The sequence below is a fragment of the Vagococcus acidifermentans genome, from assembly GCF_003987655.1.
Classification (GTDB): Bacteria; Bacillota; Bacilli; order Lactobacillales; family Vagococcaceae; genus Vagococcus_B; species Vagococcus_B acidifermentans.
Map to the genome: position 1 here is coordinate 110912 of NZ_NGKC01000006.1, position 20935 is coordinate 131846.

At 42.6% G+C, this 20935-nt stretch carries 20 protein-coding genes, 1 other RNA gene and 1 pseudogene; 13 read left to right on the forward strand and 9 right to left on the reverse strand.

Translation table 11 applies throughout. The annotated features are described in order from the left end of the window. The first annotated feature begins 45 nt into the window (after positions 1–45). The 7 genes and pseudogenes from CBF27_RS06815 (at position 46) to nifJ (ending at position 8695) form a co-directional block, all read left to right on the forward strand. Positions 46–654, forward strand: a complete 609-nt coding sequence (locus CBF27_RS06815) for a nucleotidyltransferase family protein (RefSeq protein WP_126813575.1) — start codon at positions 46–48, stop codon at positions 652–654. Next, positions 642–1397: a selenium cofactor biosynthesis protein YqeC gene (yqeC, locus tag CBF27_RS06820; RefSeq protein WP_126813576.1), complete on the forward strand. Its 756-nt coding sequence runs from the start codon at positions 642–644 to the stop codon at positions 1395–1397. Before CBF27_RS06815 ends, yqeC begins: the two co-directional genes overlap by 13 nt. Then, positions 1361–2181, forward strand: a pseudogene (yqeB, locus tag CBF27_RS06825) (selenium-dependent molybdenum cofactor biosynthesis protein YqeB). The gene yqeC and the pseudogene yqeB overlap by 37 nt, the downstream one beginning before the upstream one ends. Positions 2182–2389: 208 nt before the next feature. Beyond that, positions 2390–2833 carry a flavodoxin gene (locus CBF27_RS06830; protein WP_126813577.1) on the forward strand — a complete coding sequence of 148 codons (444 nt, stop codon included), beginning with the start codon at positions 2390–2392 and terminating at the stop codon, positions 2831–2833. A gap of 56 nt (positions 2834–2889) precedes the next feature. Further along, positions 2890–3729: a sulfide/dihydroorotate dehydrogenase-like FAD/NAD-binding protein gene (locus CBF27_RS06835; RefSeq protein WP_126813578.1), complete on the forward strand. Its 840-nt coding sequence runs from the start codon at positions 2890–2892 to the stop codon at positions 3727–3729. Further along, on the forward strand, positions 3722–5143 hold the full coding sequence (gltA, locus tag CBF27_RS06840) for an NADPH-dependent glutamate synthase (protein ID WP_126813579.1): 1422 nt from the start codon (positions 3722–3724) through the stop codon (positions 5141–5143). The genes CBF27_RS06835 and gltA overlap by 8 nt, the downstream gene beginning before the upstream one ends. 21 nt (positions 5144–5164) lie before the next feature. Continuing rightward, entirely contained in the window at positions 5165–8695 is a 3531-nt protein-coding gene (gene nifJ / locus CBF27_RS06845) for a pyruvate:ferredoxin (flavodoxin) oxidoreductase (RefSeq protein WP_126813580.1), read from the forward strand. A 380-nt stretch (positions 8696–9075) separates the two neighbouring features. Here the strand turns inward: nifJ and CBF27_RS06850 are convergent, their stop codons facing one another. Genes CBF27_RS06850 through CBF27_RS06860 form a run of 3 tightly spaced genes read right to left on the reverse strand, consistent with a single transcriptional unit; the run spans position 9076 to position 11774 of the window. Then, complete coding sequence (locus CBF27_RS06850) at positions 9076–10251, reverse strand: GGDEF domain-containing protein (RefSeq protein WP_126813581.1); 1176 nt, start codon at positions 10249–10251, stop codon at positions 9076–9078. Positions 10252–10278: 27 nt separating this feature from the next. Continuing rightward, complete coding sequence (locus tag CBF27_RS06855) at positions 10279–11592, reverse strand: AcpB/EbpR/MafR family transcriptional regulator (RefSeq protein WP_484444104.1); 1314 nt, start codon at positions 11590–11592, stop codon at positions 10279–10281. Then, positions 11520–11774: an HTH domain-containing protein gene (locus tag CBF27_RS06860; RefSeq protein WP_170175032.1), complete on the reverse strand. Its 255-nt coding sequence runs from the start codon at positions 11772–11774 to the stop codon at positions 11520–11522. Before CBF27_RS06860 ends, CBF27_RS06855 begins: the two co-directional genes overlap by 73 nt. Before the next feature lie 280 nt (positions 11775–12054). Here CBF27_RS06860 and CBF27_RS06865 point away from each other — a divergent pair, with 280 nt between their 5' ends. After that, positions 12055–12750, forward strand: a complete 696-nt coding sequence (locus tag CBF27_RS06865) for a zinc metallopeptidase (protein WP_126813584.1) — start codon at positions 12055–12057, stop codon at positions 12748–12750. A 48-nt stretch (positions 12751–12798) separates the two neighbouring features. Here CBF27_RS06865 and CBF27_RS06870 read toward each other — a convergent pair whose 3' ends face one another. Further along, complete coding sequence (locus CBF27_RS06870; protein WP_170175033.1) at positions 12799–13656, reverse strand: PucR family transcriptional regulator; 858 nt, start codon at positions 13654–13656, stop codon at positions 12799–12801. Between the two features lie 133 nt (positions 13657–13789). On the opposite strand from CBF27_RS06870, the gene tadA reads away from it, so the two are divergent. Together tadA and ffs are read left to right on the forward strand one after the other, a co-directional pair. Then, positions 13790–14326: a tRNA adenosine(34) deaminase TadA gene (gene tadA, locus CBF27_RS06875; RefSeq protein ID WP_425469922.1), complete on the forward strand. Its 537-nt coding sequence runs from the start codon at positions 13790–13792 to the stop codon at positions 14324–14326. Between the two features lie 13 nt (positions 14327–14339). Next, positions 14340–14423, forward strand: an RNA gene (gene ffs / locus CBF27_RS06880) — signal recognition particle sRNA small type. A gap of 132 nt (positions 14424–14555) precedes the next feature. Here the strand turns inward: ffs and CBF27_RS06885 are convergent. Next, a complete protein-coding gene (locus CBF27_RS06885) occupies positions 14556–15341 on the reverse strand; it encodes a TraX family protein (RefSeq protein WP_126813587.1) in 786 nt (261 codons plus the stop codon). A 91-nt stretch (positions 15342–15432) separates the two neighbouring features. Next, entirely contained in the window at positions 15433–15984 is a 552-nt protein-coding gene (locus CBF27_RS06890; protein WP_126813588.1) for a GNAT family N-acetyltransferase, read from the reverse strand. A 276-nt stretch (positions 15985–16260) separates the two neighbouring features. Here CBF27_RS06890 and CBF27_RS06895 point away from each other — a divergent pair, with 276 nt between their 5' ends. The 3 genes from CBF27_RS06895 (at position 16261) to CBF27_RS06905 (ending at position 18411) form a co-directional block, all read left to right on the forward strand. Further along, complete coding sequence (locus tag CBF27_RS06895; RefSeq protein ID WP_126813589.1) at positions 16261–16686, forward strand: hypothetical protein; 426 nt, start codon at positions 16261–16263, stop codon at positions 16684–16686. Between the two features lie 137 nt (positions 16687–16823). Beyond that, a complete protein-coding gene (locus CBF27_RS06900) occupies positions 16824–17435 on the forward strand; it encodes a Type 1 glutamine amidotransferase-like domain-containing protein (protein ID WP_126813590.1) in 612 nt (203 codons plus the stop codon). A 217-nt stretch (positions 17436–17652) separates the two neighbouring features. Continuing rightward, complete coding sequence (locus tag CBF27_RS06905; RefSeq protein WP_126813591.1) at positions 17653–18411, forward strand: helix-turn-helix domain-containing protein; 759 nt, start codon at positions 17653–17655, stop codon at positions 18409–18411. 174 nt (positions 18412–18585) lie between these two features. On the opposite strand, the gene CBF27_RS06910 is transcribed toward CBF27_RS06905, so the two are convergent. The 3 genes from CBF27_RS06910 to CBF27_RS06920 all read right to left on the reverse strand — a co-directional run bounded on the left by CBF27_RS06910 (position 18586) and on the right by CBF27_RS06920 (position 20853). Then, positions 18586–19512 (reverse strand): RluA family pseudouridine synthase, encoded by a 927-nt coding sequence (locus CBF27_RS06910; RefSeq protein WP_126813592.1) that lies wholly within the window; start codon positions 19510–19512, stop codon positions 18586–18588. A 183-nt stretch (positions 19513–19695) separates the two neighbouring features. Then, positions 19696–20094, reverse strand: a complete 399-nt coding sequence (locus CBF27_RS06915) for a cytidine deaminase family protein (RefSeq protein ID WP_126813593.1) — start codon at positions 20092–20094, stop codon at positions 19696–19698. Positions 20095–20220: 126 nt separating this feature from the next. After that, complete coding sequence (locus CBF27_RS06920) at positions 20221–20853, reverse strand: pentapeptide repeat-containing protein (RefSeq protein ID WP_126813594.1); 633 nt, start codon at positions 20851–20853, stop codon at positions 20221–20223. Positions 20854–20935 lie beyond the last annotated feature (82 nt).

Here is a 20935-nt window from a genome sequence, read left to right on the forward strand (position 1 = left end):
TTTTCGCGACGCATTGTGGTATCCTGTTGATAAGGAGAGCAGACAATGAGTAAAGTTAGCATCATTATTTTAGCCTCTGGTCTTTCCAAACGACTGGCATGCAATAAGTTGTTTTTACCCTATCAAGGCTTGACTTTTATTGAGCATACATTCAGGCTAGTCCAACAAGTGTCTGCTGTTGAAAAGCTGCTGGTCATTTCACCGGAAAATGCTGCTGGAGTATCCGTACCCGAGCAGATAAAAGTCATTTTCAATCATGAAGCCGAGACCGGACAAAGTGCAGCTGTACGTTTAGGGGTCAGTCATGCCACCGGCGACAGCTATTTGTTTTTACCAATCGACCAGCCGCTGCTGTCAGCCGCCTTACTCAATCGTATCGTTAATGCTTCGGAGGAACATCGTATTGTCGTACCAGTGGATGAAACAGGGCAAGTCGGCAGTCCGGCAAGTTTCGGCAAGAGATTCAGGGCTGAACTGCTGCAGCTGACGGGCGATAAGGGCGGCAAGGAAATCCGCGACAACAACAAGTCGTCATGGTACTGCATCAATACTACCAGCCGTCAACTGATGGATGTGGACACACAAACTGACTTCCGAAAATTGATTGCACTTGCTGCTGAAGACAAAAAGGATGGTATCGTATGCGGCCGTTAGTTGATTGTTTTCAGTTAAAAAAACGTGAGATTATTTCGCTGGTCGGCAGCGGCGGCAAAACAACCTTGTTATGGCACTTGGCAGGTCGTTTGTCTGATGAAGCGCTACTCATTACAACAACGACCCATATCGGCTACCCGTTCCCGCCTTTCAGGGACATCTCCTTTTATCCCGGCTCTGTCTCGAAGGAACAGGTGGCAAGCGGAATCACTGTTGTCGGAAAAGTTTTGCCGGGAAAATCGAAAATAACTTCCTTGCCTTTATCGCAATTGCGGGAAATTGTCCCATTATTTCAAAAGGTTGTGATGGAATGTGACGGTTCCAAAACACTGCCGCTAAAAGCTTGGAAAAGTTATGAACCGGTGATTATCCCGGAAACGACGATGACAGTGGGGATTCTCCCTTTGACAGTAATCGGGCGGCCGGTTTCAGAAGGGACTGTGCACCGGCTGGCACTGTTTGCAAAGGATTTTGAGGTTTCTTTAGGCGACCCTATCAGTGCAGAGCTTCTTGCCCGAATCGCGACACATGACAATGGCCTTTTCAGGGAGGGCGCCGGTCAACGTATCCTATTTTTAAACCAGGCCGATGTTAACGAAAATGCGTTGCAACAAGCCGTCCGTATAGCAGAACTGTCTTCAAAAAAAAGGGCCGGTATCGACAAAATCATTGCAGGGAGCGCACAAAAGGGACAGGGGGTGATTCTTTGGGAGAAAAACGAGTCAACACCGGTCAGCTTGTAATCGTTCGGGGCGGCGGCGATTTGGCTACGGGCGTCGTCCAGAAACTTTGGCGCTGCGGCTTTCTGGTCATTGTGCTGGAAGTTGCAAAACCGCTAGCTATCAGACGCACTGTTTCCATTTCCACAGCTATTGAATATGGCGAGTATCAGGTTGAGGACGTGCCGGCTGTGTACGCTGCCGACAGTGAAATGTGCCAGGAGATACTGTCCTCCGGAAAAGTTCCGGTATTAATTGATGAAGAAGGTGCAGTGATTGAAAAGCTGAAACCGGCGTATGTCATAGATGCTATCATGGCCAAAAAAATCTTGGTACATCTAAAGCAATGGCGCCTTTCGTTGTAGCTTTGGGTCCAGGGTTCAGTGCTCCGGATGAAGTAGATGTGGTTGTAGAGACCATGCGGGGGCACAACTTAGGAAGGTTGATTTTTCAAGGCACAGCTTTGCCGAATACCGGTATCCCTGGATTAATTGCCAGCAAGAGTTCGGAACGCGTGATTCATGCACCCGTGTCAGGCCGCATTAGCCATAATAAAAAAATAGGTGATTCTGTTTTGGCGGGAGACACTCTTTTCAGTATCGCTGGTCAAAACGTGACAGCTCCTATATCCGGCGTGTTGAGAGGTCTCATCTCTGAAAATGTCCGGATAACTGAGGGATTAAAAGTAGCTGACATAGACCCTCGCCTTGAAGAAAAAATGAACTGCTTCACAATTTCTGATAAAGCAAGGGCGTTAGGCGGCGCTGTTTTGGAAGCGGTGTGTATGCAAAGAAAAAGATATGGGTAGAAACTAAACAGAAAAAATTTTTTTTCGCCTGAATATTATTGTAGTTTTGACATGATATGGTATAGTATATTTATAGATTGTAACGGGTTTCTAAAGTTCTTTTTATGAGCGTTTTCATAAAAAGAATGCCGCATTGATTTGTCCATTTTTCAGCTGCATTTGCTGCTGAATAGGTATAATTATTTTTGGAAAGAAAGGAAAGTTGATTATGACACTAGCGAAAATTGTTTATGCAAGTATGACAGGTAACACCGAAGAAATTTCTGAAATCATCGAAGAAAAACTGCAAGAGGCTGGGGCAGAAGTCGAACGTGAAGAATGTTCGGACGTGGATGAGGATTTCTTCGAGGATGCAGATATTTGTATTGTAGCAACCTACACATACGGCGAAGGTGACTTGCCTTTTGAATTCGAAGATTTCTTTGATGAATTAGGCGAACAGGATTTAGATGGCAAAATTTACGGTGTTGTTGGTTCTGGGGATAAGGAATATGGTGAATTCTATTGTAAATCAGCTCATGATTTTGTGGAAGAATTTGAGAAAACCGGTGCCAAAAAAGGTGCTGAAACAGTAGAAATCGAAAATAATGCTGAAGACGAAGACATTGAATTGCTCCAGAAATTTGTAGACGATTTAATGGCAAACGTTTAAGGAACCACAGGAAATTGGCGTAATATGCCAATTTCTTCTTAGAAGGGAGTTTGTTTGTGAATAGAATAACTAAATACCGGCAGTTGTCTGATAATGAGTATGAAATCTGGTTTGAGAATGACCGGATTGCCAAGAAAGCACAGCCAGGACAGTTTATTATTCTGCGGGTTGACGAATTAGGTGAGAGAATTCCACTGACGATCGTTGATACTGATAAAGATAATGGGACTGTCTGTCTGATTTATCAGGTTATTGGAAAATCCACCAAAAAACTGTCGACTTTAACAGTAGGAGATCATATTTTAGATGTTTTAGGTCCGTTGGGCACACCGACAGAGATTAAACAATACGGGACTGTTCTTTTAGTTGGAGGCGGCGTCGGGATTGCCGCTTTATTCCCCATTGTTAAAGGTCTGAAGGAAGCCGGCAACAAAGTTATTACAGTGTTGGGAGCGCGGACAGCTGACCTGATTATTCTGAAAGAGCAGTGCGAAGCATACTCCGATGAACTAATAGTTATGACAGATGATGGCTCTCTTGGGGAAAAAGGTCTGGTAACAGATGCCATGGAACGGATATTCAAACGTGAAACAGTGGATACTGCATGGGCAATCGGGCCGAGTGTGATGATGAAGTTTTGCACATTGACAGCTGAGAAATACGGCGTGCCGATTTATGTTTCGTTGAATCCGATCATGATTGACGGCACAGGCATGTGCGGCGGATGCCGGGTGTCTATCGGCGATACGACGAAGTTTGCCTGTGTGGACGGTCCTGAATTTCTTGGAACAGACGTCCATTGGGATGAATTTATCCAGCGAATGAAGCAGTATCGTGACGAAGAGGCCTGTTCTCTTGAGACTTATCAGAAAGAGCAGGTGATTGATAATGGCTAGAAGAAGTCGGGAAAAAACTGCGATTGCAGAACAGGCACCAGAAGTACGTGTGACCAATTTTAATGAAGTGTGTCTCGGTTACACGCTCGATGAAGGCAAGCTGGAGGCGGCTAGATGCCTTCAGTGCCGCAATGCGCCGTGTATTGAGGCTTGTCCGGTCATGATTGATATTCCGGGTTTCATTTTACAAATTCGTGAAGGTAATTTAGAAGAAGCGGCTAAAATATTAAAAAAGTACACTAATTTGCCGGCTATTTGCGGACGGGTATGCCCTCAGGAAAAACAATGCGAAATGGTCTGCAAGCTTGGCAAAGCCAAGAATTTCGAGCCAGTCGCGATTGGTAAATTAGAACGTCTTGTAGGTGATTGGGCGCTTGATAATGATTACAGTGAAGATCTTGTCCTGCCTGATGAGAAAAAAGGCAAGGTTGCAGTCGTTGGTTCTGGACCATCAGGGCTGACAGTTGCCGGTGATTTGGCGAAAGCCGGGTATGATGTCACTATTTTTGAGGCGCTGCATAGCGCAGGCGGTGTACTTTCTTACGGTATCCCGGAGTTTCGCTTGCCTAAAAAAATCGTTAAGCAGGAAATCGGTACGATTGAAAAACTCGGGGTAAAAATTGAGACGAATGTCGTCGTCGGCAAGACAATTGACATGGAAGAAATTATGTCGGAATTTGATGCCTGTTATTTAGCAGTGGGCGCAGGCACGCCGAACTTTATGGGAATATCGGGCACCTCGCTCAACGGGGTGTATTCATCCAGCGAATATTTGACACGTATCAACTTAATGCACGGGTATGAGTTCCCGCGCTTCGATACACCAATCAAAGATTCCAAGCATGTGGTGGTTATTGGCGGAGGAAATGTAGCCATGGATTCCGCCCGTTCAGCGAAACGGATTGGTGCTGAAAAAGTGTCGATTATTTATCGGCGTTCTTTAGAAGAACTGCCGGCGCGGATTGAAGAATACCATCACTCGGTAGAAGAAGGCATCGAGTATTACTGGCAGACAAATCCAGTGGAATACTTGGATGACGGCACGGGGGCGGTTGGCGGTGTCAAGGTTGTGAAGATGGCGCTTGGAGAACCGGATGAGTCCGGCAGACGCCGTCCGTCACCGATACCAGGCAGCGAATTTATCATTGAAGCCGATGCGGTCATCGAAGCCATCGGTCAAGGAGCGAACAAAGTCTTATTGACAACGTTTCCTGAATTGAAGTTGAACAAGTGGGGGTATGTTGATGCTGATCCTGAAACGGGTAAAACGTCTGTGCCGGGAGTGTTTGCCGGCGGTGATATTGTAACGGGGGCAGCAACGGTGATACTTGCCATGGGGGCAGGAAAAGTTGCGGCAAATGAAATAATGAAGTATGTTGAAGAAAAAAAAGTTGCGTCGGGAAAATCTAAGTAAGAGAGAAAAGGATTGAATAGAATGAAAAATACCAAGACGATGGATGGTAACACAGCTGCATCTTATATTTCATACGCATTTACCGAAGTAGCAGCAATTTATCCCATCACGCCAAGTTCTACTATGGCAGAAGTCGTGGACGAATGGGCAACGCAAGGCAAGAAAAATATCTTTGGCGAGAAATTAAAGCTGGTTGAAATGCAGTCGGAGGCTGGTGCAGCCGGTGCAGTGCATGGTTCGCTGAAATCTGGTGCGCTTACTTCTACATACACTGCCTCTCAAGGCTTGCTGCTGATGATTCCCAACATGTATAAAATAGCCGGCGAATTGCTTCCTGCCGTCTTTCACGTGGCGGCGCGTGCCATCACGACCAATGCGTTGAATATTTTCGGTGACCATGGCGATGTGATGGCTGCACGCCAAACTGGTTTTTGTATGTTGGCGGAAAGCAGTGTGCAAGAAGTTATGGATTTGGCTGCAGTGGCTCACTTGGCAAGTATTGAGGCCAGCCTGCCGTTTCTGAGTTTTTTTGATGGCTTTAGAACCAGTCACGAGATTCAAAAAATTGAAGCACTGGACTATGATGATTTGAAAAAACTGATCAATCAGGATGCTTTACAAAAATTCAGAAATCGCAGTATGAACCCTAACAGACCAAGTATCACAGGGACAGCACAAAACCCTGACATTCATTTCCAGCAGCGTGAAACGGTAAATACCTACTATGATGCGGTGCCGGAAATCGTTCAAAAGTACATGCAAGAAATCAATAAACTGCGTGGAACGACGTATGATTTAACAGATTATTATGGTGCAGATGATGCGACCGAAGTTATTATTTCAATGGGGTCAGTGTCTCCGGTCATTCAGCAAGTGGTTGACTACCTGAATGCTCAAGGAAGAAAAGTCGGTCATATCAATATCCATTTGTATCGTCCGTTCCCGGCTGACAATCTGCTGGAAAAACTGCCTGACACGGTTGAACGCATCGCTGTTCTAGACCGGACAAAAGAACCAGGTGCCGACGGCGAGCCGCTGTTGCTTGACGTGCAAAGCGTGTTGTATCGTCACACTAACCGTCCTGTTGTGATTGGCGGACGCTACGGATTAGGCTCGAAGAACGTGGCGCCAGATCAGATAAAAGCTGTTTTCGACCATCTGCTGCTGCCGGCTGAGGAGCTGAAACAGCGCTTTACAATCGGTATAGTTGATGACGTGACGAATCTGTCATTGCCAAGCGAAGGCACATTGGATTTGACACCTGAAACAACGTATCAGGCAAAATTCTGGGGCTTCGGTTCTGACGGAACTGTCGGCGCCAATAAGCAGGCAATTAAAATTATCGGGAATAATACTGATTTATATGCGCAAGCTTATTTTTCATACGACTCGAAAAAATCCGGCGGGCTGACCGTGTCTCATTTACGTTTCGGCAAAGAACCGATTACATCGACGTATCTGATTGAACAAGCTGATTTTATCGGCTGTCATAACGCGTCATACATTCATCAATATGACTTGCTGAAAGGCTTGAAAAACGGTGGCACGTTCCTGTTGAATACAACATGGGATGAAGAACATGTGCTGCGGTTACTGCCAAAACGTTTGAAAAAATATATCGCAGAACACGATATTAAGTTTTACATCATCAACGCGGATGTCATTGCCCGTGAGTGTGGCTTGGGCAGACGTATCAATACTGTCATGTCAACGGCATTCTTTGAATTGACATCCATTATGGACCGCGAGACATTCCTGCCGTTATTAAAGGCAGAAATTGAATCAGCATACGGCAAAAAATCCATGAAGATTGTTGAACGCAATCATCAGGCCGTGGATGCCACCTTTGAAGCATTGCATCAAGTTGAGGTGCCGGCAAACTGGGCTGAGCTTGAGGTCGTTCCAGAGCCTGCGGATGAATCCAAACCTAAGTTTATCCGGGAAATTCTGGAACCGATGAACCGTCAGGAAGGCGATTTGCTGACAGTCGGCGATTTAGTTGATAATGAAATGACTGACGGTACCATTCCGTCCGGCACAGCGGCTTATGAAAAACGAGGCATTGCGCTGGAAGTACCGGAATGGATTCCGGAAAAATGTACGATGTGTAATGAATGTGCATTTGTTTGTCCTCATGCGGCTATCCGTCCGTTCCTTGCAGATGAAGAAGAGATGACCGAAGCACCGGAAGGCTTCATCACGCGTGAGATGCGCGGTGCAGACGGCTTGATGTATCGTATTCAAGTCTCGCTGGAAGACTGTACAGGCTGCGGTCTGTGTGTCGATGTTTGTCCGGCCCGTGAAAAAGCCTTGGTGATGAAACCTTACGAGGAACAAAAAGAAGAGGCAATGAACTGGGCCTTTGCAATGACGCTGAAACAAAAAGCCAACCCGGTGAAAAAATTGTCTATCAAAGGGTCGCAGTTCGAACAGCCGCTAGTTGAGTTTTCAGGCGCTTGTGCCGGCTGCGGCGAAACAGCTTATATCAAGCTGATCACGCAATTGTATGGTGATAGAATGTTGATGGCCAATGCCACAGGGTGTTCGTCTATTTGGGGCGCGTCATCACCTGCGACTCCATATACGACCAACCAATACGGGCAAGGACCGGCATGGAGTAATTCGTTGTTTGAAGATAATGCTGAATATGGTCTGGGAATGTATCTTGCTAATAAAACGAAGCGGGAACATTTACAGCATGTGATGGAAAAGGCCTTGGCAGATAAACAAGGGTCGGAAGAATTGCAGGCTCTGATGCAGGACTGGATTGACCATATGTCCGAGGGCGAAGGGTCACGTCAGCGTTCAACTAAACTGATTGCTGCTCTGGAAGCAGAAAAAGCCGGCAATGATGTGTTAGAAGACATCTATCAGCAAAAAGATTTGTTCATCAAGCCGAGTCAGTGGATTATCGGCGGGGACGGCTGGGCATATGATATCGGCTTTAGCGGTATTGACCATGTTTTGGCCAGCGGCGAAGATGTTAATATTTTTGTTATGGACAATGAAGTGTATGCCAACACAGGTGGGCAGACCTCCAAAGCAACACCAGCGGCGGCTATTGCGAAATTTGCAGCCGGCGGTAAACGGACATCGAAGAAAGACTTGGGCATGATGGCGATGACTTACGGCAATGTATATGTTGCTCAAATCGCATTGAATGCCAATCCGATGCAGACAATCAAAGCCATTGACGAGGCTGAAAAATATCCTGGACCGTCTATCATTATCGGTTACGTCCCTTGTATCAACCATGGCGTTATCGGCGGTTTGAGCCAAGCTGTTCAAATCTCGAAAGAGGCTGTGGAGTCAGGGTACTGGCCACTGTATCGTTACAACCCGCAGCTTATTGCCAAAGGTAAAGAGCCGATGGTTGTTGACTACCGTAAATCTGATTTTGCGAAGTTGCCGGAGTTTCTATCACGTCAAACACGCTTCTCTGCACTGCCGAATATTATTAAAGATCAGCAAGAAGTTGAGCGTTTGATGGATAAGACGATGGAAGATGCAAAAGACCGGGTTGAATTGTATCGCGAATTGTCCGGTAAATAGAATTAGCAGTGTCATGGTATTAAAAACACAAAGAAGAGAAGACTGATGTATAAGTCTTCATCAGTGCAAAAAAGAACGAAATCTTTTTATGATTTCGTTCTTTTTAATTGAGAAAGAAGGTAGGATAGCTAAGTTATGACTATTAAAAATAGTAAATAGCATAGAGTGCAATTTAGAGAGAAAAAATATGTGATGGCCAATACGGGGTATCTGCAACAAGTCAGTTATTTATATACGGGGGTACCTGAGCAGCAGCGGCGGTCCCGTCACTTGTAACAGATATCAACTCCAAAGCAAACAAGCCTGAAATGCGTTTCTTCACGACTGGATGCAGGCTTTTTGCTGTTGACTGTTGGTTGCCGCCTAGGTTACGCGGGCCGTTAAATTGTTTGGAAGGTTTCATAAATTCTGTTTTTACCATTCTTTTTGGCATGATACAATGCTTTATCCGCATTTTCAAAAATTTTCTCCGCAATTTCATTGTCTGTTCTTGCAGAAACCGAATGAAAATGTGTCAGGCCGATGGAGAGATTGATGTCGATGCTGCGGGCAGCTGTTTCAAATGGGCTGTTATTGACAATGCTCAGTTTTTTTTGCAGGGAATCGAAGTTCGCTTTTGGTTCGCCGGTTAAGACAAGTGCGAATTCATCTCCGCCAATGCGGCAAATATTGAAGATGGCACCTTGCACCGGTTCGGTAAAAATACGGGCAACATGCTTGAGTACATCATCACCGACATTGTGCCCGTAAGTGTCATTGATTTGTTTGAAATTATCAATGTCGATGATGGCCAGCGAGAATGTTCCCTTGTTGATAATGGCATCACTGTATGCATGGTCCAAAAAGAAATAAAACGAATCCCTGTTGTAAACTTTAGTGAGGGAATCATACACGGCTGTGTTTTGAAAGAAATATACTGATTTTGAAACGGAAATGCCTAAATTAATGATATAAGCTGTAATTAAAAAAATGCTCGCAAAAGTAAAGATATACAGCATAGTATTCGCAAGAGCTCCCTCTGTCTCAAGCGGCGAATAAGCAACAAAAAGAATAATCAGACGAAAAGTCATCAAGTAAAAAAGAAATGTCAGAGTTGATTTTACTTTAGAATAATTCCGTTTGACGACAACAATACTGACAACCAGCAGTAGACTTGTCAGAATGAAGTTGTTGACGATGTCAAGAGGGGCATACCCCGCCGTAAAGTGCTGGATGATTTTTAGTGCAATCAGGGTTCCCGCGGTGATCACACCGGTAATATTTGAACAGTAATAGACAGCAAAATATATAGGTAAATACCTAACGTCAACAGGATAAATATTAGGTGTGCTGATTTGATTGATAGAAATCAAGAAACAAAGAAAGCCCAGCATGAATCCAATCCAAATCTGCTGTTTTTTTGTTAAATAGAATTTTGTTTGATCAACAAATGCCTCCCGTTGAAGAAAAAAGTATTGATTGGCTGTTTTGTCTTTAAGTGAAATAAAATACAAAGTTAGAAATGCACTGATTATCAACGCTAAATTAATAAGATAGCTGTTAATATATGTAGTCATAAAAGAAACTCCTTCTTAATCCGATAATTAGTGCAGTTGATTGATGTCGTTTGGAGTTAATTTTCTGACAGCATTGATCGCTTTCCTAAGATTTCCCCAGTCTTGATCAGAAGGGATATCATCTACGACAACAATTTTTTCTTCAGGCAGGGTATTTGCAATAAATGTTGTCACTAATATATCGTAGTGCTGGAAATCCGTTTCAGATGTTTCATCCAGAAAGATAACGGAATTCGTATAGGATGAAATGTGAATTTTACTGTCAAAGTTCTTTTTTATCAACTTCACTAATAATCGTTCATGATCGATGCCTAAATCGCTAAGCACTAACAGGCGGGCTTTTTCTTTGCGATTGTCAAGGATGTTCGGCATATCCTGCCATTTTGTCATAAGTAAATAAAGTACCTCATCCCGGTAATCAGAATACCAAGGAAATTTGGTGTTTTTTTGAATTTTTTTCAAAGATTGATAAACAACATGCGCCAAATCAGGGTAGTTATGTCTGATTGCTTTGCCGTTGTATAGGAACTTGTCGAACAAAATAAAATCAGCAAAAGGGTAGACCTTTCGATGTGTGTATAAATAAGCGAGATTTGTTTCAATCGTATAAAGGTCTAAATGCGTCAGCTTGATATCAAATGCGTCCCGAACACTTTTGATCAGGGTGTGAATTTCTTGCTCTACAATGTGTTTTTCCTCATCTGAATCCCAAATCCCTTCATAGAAAAAAGAGAAAAAACTAAGGTCCTTCATGACAGACTCATTTTTTCCGATGGCATAGACAGCCAACATCGGGTCAAGGTAATTGTTTTGTTCAAGAATTTCTTGTTTTGTCGAACAATCGTCTTCCGGCAGTGTATCCGTGGTCAGTAAAAAGTTTTGACTGATTCGCACAAGCGAGACCGAGACCAGGTAGCAGAAATACATGATTTTTGACTCGTCATTAGTAAAGATATTTCTGTCAGTCAGAACTTGCTTGACATAATTAAAGACCAGTTTCTTCTCAATGGCGAAGGGCCATTCCATCATCCCGCACTTTTCAAAAAAGTAGTTGGCATAAAAAAAGCGTACATAGGCTTCATTGTCGCCTGAAATATTGCACGGTTTTTTCAGCAGTGTCAAACCGTACCGGCCAAGCGAACGGGCCACCTGATTGGTGATGCGGTACAGAGAGGATTCGCTGATAAACAACTTTTCGCCCCATCGTTCAATACTCAAAGTAGGATTAAAAAAGACCTCTTCAAGAAATTGAAAAGCCTCTGAATGTTTCATGATGTAGTTGTAGACAAGACCAACATGACTGCTTGGTTGCGTTTGGAGTCGGATACCATTTTTTTTGATGTTTCAATTAACAAGTGCGGATACCAGTGATCCTTTAAATAATTGACATCGCTGTTTATGGTACGCAATGATGCGCTATTGCGCTTTGCCAGCTCATTTGAACTAATCCATCCGCCGTGTTCATTTAACGTTTCGAGAATACTCAGACGTCTCTGAGTCGAAGAATCTAATAACTCTCGCAAGAAAACCCCTCCTAAAATAACAATACTCTGATGAATGTCGGTTAAGTTAATAATGTTATTAACAACAGCCGAGAATCCGGTATCATCATATTTCACAAAACGAATATTTTGTGAAATCCGTTACTACTACTACTATTAAGATAACTTATTTCAAGACATAAATCCATTATTTTGTGAATAAAGATTGATAATTCATGAAGAATTCATAAAGATTTCGTTACAAATTTAAAGTAACATGTTAAAATACATTGCAAGACATAAGATTTTGAGGTGAAAAAACATGATGTTCTTCTGGGATTCGACATATATCCTTGTAATCATCGGTCTGGTTATTTCGATGATGGCATCCGGCTATGTCAACAGCACATTCCGCCGTTACAGCACGTTTAAGTCTAAGAAAGGCTATTCCGCACAAGAAGTGGCAAGTTTGATTTTACAGCAATCGCACATTAATGATGTGGGGGTTCAGCAGATTGCCGGGGACCTGACCGATAACTATAATGCGCAAACCAAGATGTTGAGTTTATCTGAAACTGTCTACCATTCCAGTTCGGTCTCAGCTATCGGCGTTGCCGCACATGAATGCGGCCATGCGTTACAGGACAATAAAAATTACGTGCCGTTGAAGTTGCGTTCCGGGTTTGTACCAGTTGCTAATTTTGGGTCGACGATTTCTGTCCCGCTGATTTTGCTGGGTGTATTGCTGCAGTGGAATCAAACGCTGATTACAATCGGATTATTTTGCTTTTCATTTGCATTTTTGTTTCAAGTTATCACACTGCCAGTGGAGTTCGACGCTTCGCGACGTGCCATCACAATATTGCGTGACGGTCAAATTTTAGACGAAGAGGAACTGGCCGTGGTTAGAAAAGTGCTTTTTGCAGCTGCCTTGACTTACGTTGCCGCATTATTGGCATCACTGTTACAGTTGCTGTGGATGATTTTATTATTTGGCGGGAATCGCCGTAACGACTGATTGGGATAATGAAAAAAGTCTGCCGGAATAAACGGGCAGACTTTTTTGTCACAGCAGGATGTAGCATAAAACCAGGTCGTCCATCTTTTTTAGAGACAGACCGGTCCGTTCGTAAAATTTATCTAGACGATATTGCAAAGTGTTGCGATGGATATAGAGTTGTTTTGCCGCAGACGTAATGTTTCCCTGATTTTGCCAAAGCGCTTGGATGATGTCTTTGAATTCTTCATCAAAAGCCAGCTGATTTTTAAGTGTTTTTAAATAATGATTTTGATTGATCTGTTCTTCTGTCAAGTAAGCAAGCACTGTGTCTGGAACAGAAAAAGTTTGAATCTCTCTTGTGTTCGAAGCAGTACCGGAAAAAATCCGGTTTTCTGTTTTGAAAAATTCAGGAAAATTATTGGAGACAGGGAAAAACAGTCCGATGAAGGCCACTGCCTTAACCAGCATCTCACTTTCAAGCGTTAACAGAATACCTGTCAAATCTTCCGTTGTCAACATGTAGCCTGACTGCTGCTCCACTAGCAGTCCGTACTCGTCGGTAATGAAAAAACAGTCAGCGTTTTTTTCAAACATATTCTCTAAACTGCTTAGCCACTCTTCGCGTATATGAGCGCTTTTAGGTTCAAGCAGACGAAATTGAATGATGCGGCAAAAGTCTGTTGTGTCCGGCATCTCGCCTTTGTTAAATAAAAATCGGTACCAAACATGCTGTTCCAGCTGGGACGAATGGTTGACTTGCTGATAGAGAGTGGTCAGTAATTTTATTTCTGTGGGACTGAGTCCGTTTTTATTAATATATAGCCACTGCTCGTCAACAGGAATGATGATGACATCTTCTTGAGGCTGAAAAGTCGGCTTTAGTTCGGCATCAGGATAAATATCTTTCAGAACGTTATTATTCATAACCCATTTTAATCCTTTCATAACAGTGATGGATAGTCTTATCTTAACATAAAAAACAGTCGAAAAAGAAGAAATAACTGTAAAAGATGTGGTAGAATCATAACGTAGAAGAAGCAGAGGTGATAACGTGTTTATCAAGGAAACAGAGCTGTCTGACAAAGAAAAAGAGTACTTCATGCAGGAAGCGTTGAAAGAAGCCGACAAAGCCCTTGAAAAAGGGGAAGTGCCAATAGGTGCAGTCGTTGTATTGAACGGTGAGATCATCGGCCGGGGCCACAACCTCAGGGAATCGACCCAAGATGCCACCACGCATGCGGAAATACTTGCTATCCAAAACGCCAACAAACAAACTGCCAGTTGGCGGTTAGAAGATGCTCAGTTATTCGTCACACTTGAGCCATGTCCAATGTGCAGCGGCGCCATCCTCCTGTCCCGTATTGCTGAGGTATTTTACGGTGCAGCCGACCCCAAAGCCGGCACAGCCGGCACCTTTATGAACTTGTTACAAGATTCCCGGTTTAATCATATGGCATACGTTGAAAAAGGCATCCTAGAAGAACAGTGTCGAGAAAAAATCAGCTCTTTTTTCAAAGAACTGAGGAACAAACGAAAAAGAAATAAAAAAATTGCCCAAAACACTGGCATTGATTCCATAAATACGCTACAATAGAACTTGGCCGCAAGGCCAGGGCAATGACGGGCTTACGAAGCGTGTCAGGTCTGGAAGGAAGCAGCACTAAGTTTGTGCCGTCATGTGCCTGTATGAAAAGCCATCTATCAAGCCTTTCGAAATTTTCGAAAGGCTTTTTTTGCTGAATATAAGAAGTTTTTCAAATATTAAAAGCCTCTAAAACCGGATCCGGTTTTAGAGGCTTGCTTGATGTCAGTAACATCACATATTAAAAAACGAGAGTGGCCAGTAGGTAAAGAACGACGATATGTGCCGGATAAAAGAAGTAAAAGAACCACTTCATTTTTTTCCCTTCTTTGCCGGAGTACAACAACATCGGGATAGCTGCAAAAGCCATCATCCATTGAATGTTCGTTGTGAATAAATCAGTAAATTGAAATCTGGTCGAAATGAAAGCAACAATCAGCAGGGAAACAACTTGCAACAGCCTTTTTTCTCGAAAGATAAAAAACAGCAGGCCTAAAAGAACGAGAAGAAAGCCGCCTTCAGTAAACAGCAGCGACGGGAAGATAAAAATGCTGTAAATCCCGATTTGTCTAGTCAGCTCATGGCTCATTAGGAGCAGGGGCGCTACAGAAAATACTGCCATAACGATAATAATCAGTATACCTAACCCGATTTTTTTCCCTTCCTTGTTTCGTATGCCGTTTCTGATGGAATCATAGGCAATCATAGCTACAGCAGATAAAAAAAGTGTGCTGAAAATATTATTCATTAAAACGATTGAATCATTCGGCACGAGTTTCGGCAGGTACAAGTCGATAATCGACATCAGCCAGAAGCCAGCCAGCAGATTTCTCAGATAGGCGAGTCTGTTCCGGGTATAATGTACTCCTTCAGCAGCTAGAAATAAAAAGATTGGTGCTACCACTCGGCCCAGCATGGTCAGCCACATCGGCGCACCATCAGCTGCCCACATTTGATGAATGTGGTCTAACACCATCAATACGATACCGATAATTTTTAAATAAAATGCATCTACTCTTTTTGTCATATTTAATCATCCTCATTTCTTTATGAATTATAAATCAGAATGAGCGGAAAAAACAGTGACAATTTCGTAAGGTCTTTGAACGCCAGTTAAGCTAACTGCTAAAGTCGGATTTCAGCAGATAGTACTCATTTATGTCCCGATACTTGCCATATAGCTGCTTATCTTGCTTGCGCGTCCCGAGAAATGAAAAACCGCATGACAATGCCACGGCGTTGCTGCCTGAGTTTTCAGTATCAGCCAAGATGGTCAACTTGTTTAAACCGAGTGTGACAAAGGCATATTCACAGAGTTTTCTGACCGATTTGGAAACAATGCCTTGTTTTGTGTAATCCGAATGCAGCCAGTAGCCGATATCGGCCTTTTTTGATGCGGAATGGATAAAATGTAAATCGATACACCCGATTAATCTGTCGCCTTTAGCAATAAAAAATAGTTTATCTGTTCCATTGGCAGCACCCTGCATCTTCATTTTGATATAATCTTCCTGATTTTTTTCGTCTTTAGAGTCATCAACGAAATCCAAAAATACCCGCAAATGGTCACGGTCACTGTCGAGCAGTTCGAAAATTTCTTTTGCCATTCCGAGTTCCGGATACACTAGATTCAGGTCATCTTCGATATTTAAAGAAAAATAAGGTGTCATGTGTGGCCTCCTTCAAGTCAGTCATTTCAAAAAAGTTTAGCAGATAACTTAGGACATGTCTAGTATACGTTAGGCATAATGGTCAGGATTTCCCCATAGTTGACAACGATAAAGATATGAGAAGGCAGTGTCTCCATTAGTATCGGTTTTATTTGGTTTTCATGCAGCTTGAATATGCTTACTGCTAGACATCGTTGTAACTTCAGTCTAAAAGCTGATGATTATTAATTTTGAGAATGTTATGCTGAAATTGAATAGAAAAGAGGAGTGGCTGATATGAGAAAAAAGTATTGGTTAGGATTTGTACTATTGTTCAGTATGTTACTGACGGGCTGTTCACATATAGCTGGTAAAGTAGCGGATTCGGCTAAAAAAACAGCTGTTCAGACTACGGAGAATTTATATGTGGGCGAGGGAGAGTTTGAACTGCTGACACAGACCATTCGTCCGACTGACAATGAACTGCGAGTTAAATCAGAAGGTATCGATGAAGAAAAAATAACGTATATTTATGTCGCTAATGAAAAAGTGTTTGAGCAGAAAATGAAAAATGGCGAAGAATATACTATTAGTATTGCTGGAGTCAAGGATGCTCATCGTTTAGATTATAAACCTAAAGTTCAGCTCATTCAATTTGAAGATGATAATGAAGATGGTGAGATGACTACATTCAGACAAGAACGGTATACGGTGGAAAAATAACTGGTGACACCTTTTTAAATATGGATGAAAAGACAGCTGATACCACAACAGCTGTCTTTGTTTGACTTTAATTCTGAGTCAGTTCATGGGATACTGGGTATAGGTAGAGACACAAAAAAGAGTGAGGGGAAGAAACAATGCGGAAATTATTTTTATGTTCATCATTAGCCGATTCGGTTCATTTGTTCAGACAAATTGTCGGTGAGACGTTAAAAGGGAAAAAGCTGACACTGATTCCAACAGCTGCGAATGTGGAAGATGCATCCGGCTTTGAAGAGGATGAGCAGGATATTTTAAGCAAGCTGGAAATGGCTGTGACGATACTGGATGTGTCAAAAGAGAGCAGAGAGCAGATTGCTCACACCATCCGCGACGCTGACTATATTTATCTATCAGGCGGGAATACTTTTTATTTATTACAAGAATTAAAGCGACACCAAGTGGATAGATTGTTAATTGAAGAAATCAATGCCGGAAAATTTGTTATCGGAGAGTCTGCTGGGGCAATCGTTATGGCGCCTGATATTGCATACATCATGCCGATGGATGATGAAACAAAAGCGCCATTGCTTGAAACTTACGAGGGATTGGGCGTAGTCGACTTCTATCCGCTGCCTCACATGGAGAATGTTTACCTGAATGAATACGCGGAGCAAATCATGGCAATGTATGATGATAAGTTAAACCTAGTGCCGCTTACTGATCAGCAAGCAATTTATGTGGAAAATGACCAAATTGAGATTTTATAAACAGACTTCGCTGGGTCTGTTTTTTTAATTACTTTAGGTTTTAGTATTTTTTAAGATAAAAACCGCCTAAATATTATTGCCAATGAGTAAGCCTGGCTGCTCAGCATTGCCTGATGCAACAAATCGTATCATGGTAAAAAAGGCAGGAATGCAACAGTTTTAAGCTGTACTGGAGTGTAATATGCAGTGATACTGGCAGTGAAGGAGGAAAAATAGGATGATAGGGAAACGGTTAAAAACAGCAAGAAAACAAAAAGAACTAACTCAGCAGGAAGTGGCTGAAATAGTACACGTGTCACGAGCGACGGTTTCCAGCTGGGAGGTCGGCAGAACGTATCCAGGTCTGGATGTGCTGGTTGAATTGAGTGAGCTGTATGAGTTATCTTTGGATACTTTGTTAAAGGAGGATATGAAGATGGTTGAGCAGGTCAGCAAGGAAGTTAAACAAAAAAGAATTTACAAACGGATAGTTGTCGGTACGGGTATCATTTTGATGCTGTTTTTATTGATAAACCTTTGGTGGTATGTGATGAATTACCGGCAATATAACTACGTCAAGGAAAACTGGCGTGAAGAAGGCAGCTCCTATGTGATGCAAAGTGACGGAATCGAGTATAGCACCCCTAAATTTGATCATGCTGCTTTATTTAGGAATCATTACTTGAAAAAAGAGACGCTGCCGGTATGGGCTGTATATGTTGAAGATGATTCAAAAGACGGCGAGCCTAGTCCAAATATCTCACTTTCAGCGAAGGGGAAAATCAATGTCCTTGTCCCGATTGGCAAGGTTTTGGGGCTTGTGCAGGTCGATTCTAAAATGGAACTGATGGGAGATGGGGAAATGCCGGTATATTTGGATTTTATAGCACATCCTGAAGATTTAGAGCGCATCAATGAGTATTTGGATAAGAATAAGAGCGAACTGGAACTGTTACATGAGCACGCGGCGAAACAGTACGAGCTGATTAATCGCTGACGCTCAAAGACAGTCATGTTACAAGTGTGCAAACGGTACAAAAGAAATACTTCAGCATAGGCATCTTGTTCGCCTGTGAATGGCAAAGGCTGGCTTATGTAAAATTGAGCCAGCCTTTTTATAAGCAGTGAGTATACCCAAAATATCCGTTCTTTTTGGTTACAGCACACTAGTTTATACAATACTTTTACTTATTGCTGAGAACTTTTTAGGCACAGCGGCCGAGAATGCCATGCGTTTGTTGGTTGACGGATGAAGTAATACCAACGTCGTTGCATGCAACCCCAACCGTTTCAGCGGGTTCGTATGTGCGCCGTATTTTTTATCACCGGCAATAGGATGACCGATGTCTTGCATGTGCACGCGGATTTGATTTTTTCGTCCAGTCTCCAAATGTACCTGCAGCAGACTATAGGCATGATTTCCTTGGATTTTTTTGTAATGCGTCACTGCTTTTTTGCCGCCGTTGTCAAAGGGACAGGAATGTATTTTAAAGGTTTTGCTTTCAGTTAGCCAAGACGTGATGGTGCCTGCAGGCTTGCCGACATTGCCTTCAACGACAGCAGTATACATTCTTTCGATAACCAAGTGTTTCCACTGCTGCTGCAGCCGCTCTTTTGTCTGTTCGTTTTTTGCGAACACCATGATACCGGATGTATCTCTATCCAAACGATGGACAATAAAGATTCTATTGCGCGGGTGATCTTGTCTGACATAGGCCGTCAATTGCGCATAAGCTGTTGATTCACCGTCTTTTTTTTGTGTTGCGACGGACAGGATGCCGGCTGCTTTTTCTATAACAATGATGTCATCATCTTCATGGATGATGGTGATACCTGTCAAAGCTGTTGTTTTCATGGCTGTTTTATTGTCCTGAATCATAACAGTATCGCCGGGGTGCAAAATGTAGTTGTGTTTTGTGACAGTCTGATTGTTGACTCTGACTTGTCCTCTGGTCAGGATGGACTTCACAGCATTTCGGCTCAATTTGTTAAGCGACTTCAACAGGAAAGGCAATAAATCGCTCGACTCGCTGATGGTATAAGTGGTTTCGGCAGCCGCTTTTACAGGGCGGGCCTTTTTCTTTTGTTTATTCTTCATTTTTTGCACGACTTTTCTTTTTTTTAGAGAGGGCGGGAAATAACTTTTAGGAAGATATGACAAAAAAGGAAGACGTGCGGTTAAATGACACGTCTTTTAGTAATTTAGCAGGCTTTTCTTTAAATTGTCAATAAAAATAAATCGAGGAAAGACAGTTCTAACTGATTGATTTGGAAGACTATTTCAAAATACTGGTTTATCCCACTTTTCAGGAAGCAGCTCAGCCAGCGTTGCAACGATATTGTTTTCAAGTAAAATCTGGCAGTTATCATTTTGATCATCGACTTGGCTGATGAATTCTCTGCATCTGCCGCAGGGCGCTAGAATAGAGCCGTCTTTATAGACCGTCACAAGTTTGTTGATGCGACTTTCGTCATTGTTTATCATCGCTGCAATAGCAGCATGTTCGGCACAAAATCCGATACCGCACGGAACGGTGATAGCGACACCTGTATAAATTGTTCCGCTAGTCGTTTGCAGCGCACAAGAAACATGCCCGGCTTCACAATTGCGCGCCGTCATTTTAGGGTTTAAGTTTTCCTTTGCCACAACCAGTAATTCAGAAAAATCCAACGGTTTCATTGCCTCACCCCCTTAATTCCATAGTAGCACGTTTTGGGGAAATTGGTTGATGTATTTGGGTTTGTGTTTGGGGGATGGCAGACACGGACTAGTACAAAGTTTTTAAAAAGATTAACTATGCCCAAATCAGTCCTTAATAACAATTCCTAACCCTAGCGCAATCACGAGCGCCTGCTCGGTATTGACTACCAGACCTTTGAGTAATTCTTGAGACAGCGCGATTTTTTCAAATGTATTTGTCGTTAAATCAAGTGTTGACAGTTTTGTATAAAACCAATTGGAACCTGTAAGGGAATTTTTATTTAATTGTAAATTTTTCCATGTTACGTCATAAAAATCACTTTCTTCCAAATCACAAAATGAGAAAGTCACTGTATTGAGGTTGGTGTTGCTGAAAGAAGACATATTTGCAACACAGTCTTCAAACGTGCAATCGCGCAGCATACTCTCGGCGAAATTTGTGCCAATCAATTTACATTGGCGAAAAATGACTTGATGGAAGCTGCCGCCCATCCACTCAAGATTTGACAGATCACATTTTTCAAATATGACATTGCTGCAATCAAATCGTTCCAGTTGTACATTTTGCAACGTCATTCTCTCCACATGACACGAACGCAGAATGACATTTGCTGCGGATGAGTAACTGTGGTCTTCATTATGTATGTAAAGATCAGAGAAGGCGGCTTCATCCTCCAAATAAAAATTGCCAGTTTGAAGAGAAGACAAACAAGGAGCTAAAGGCTGTTTATTTTTCATCGTGACCCTCCTTTTTAATGTGTGCTAACGTAAAAAAACTAAGTAATGACATTTTTCTTTTTTGATAGAGCAGTTTGTGTCA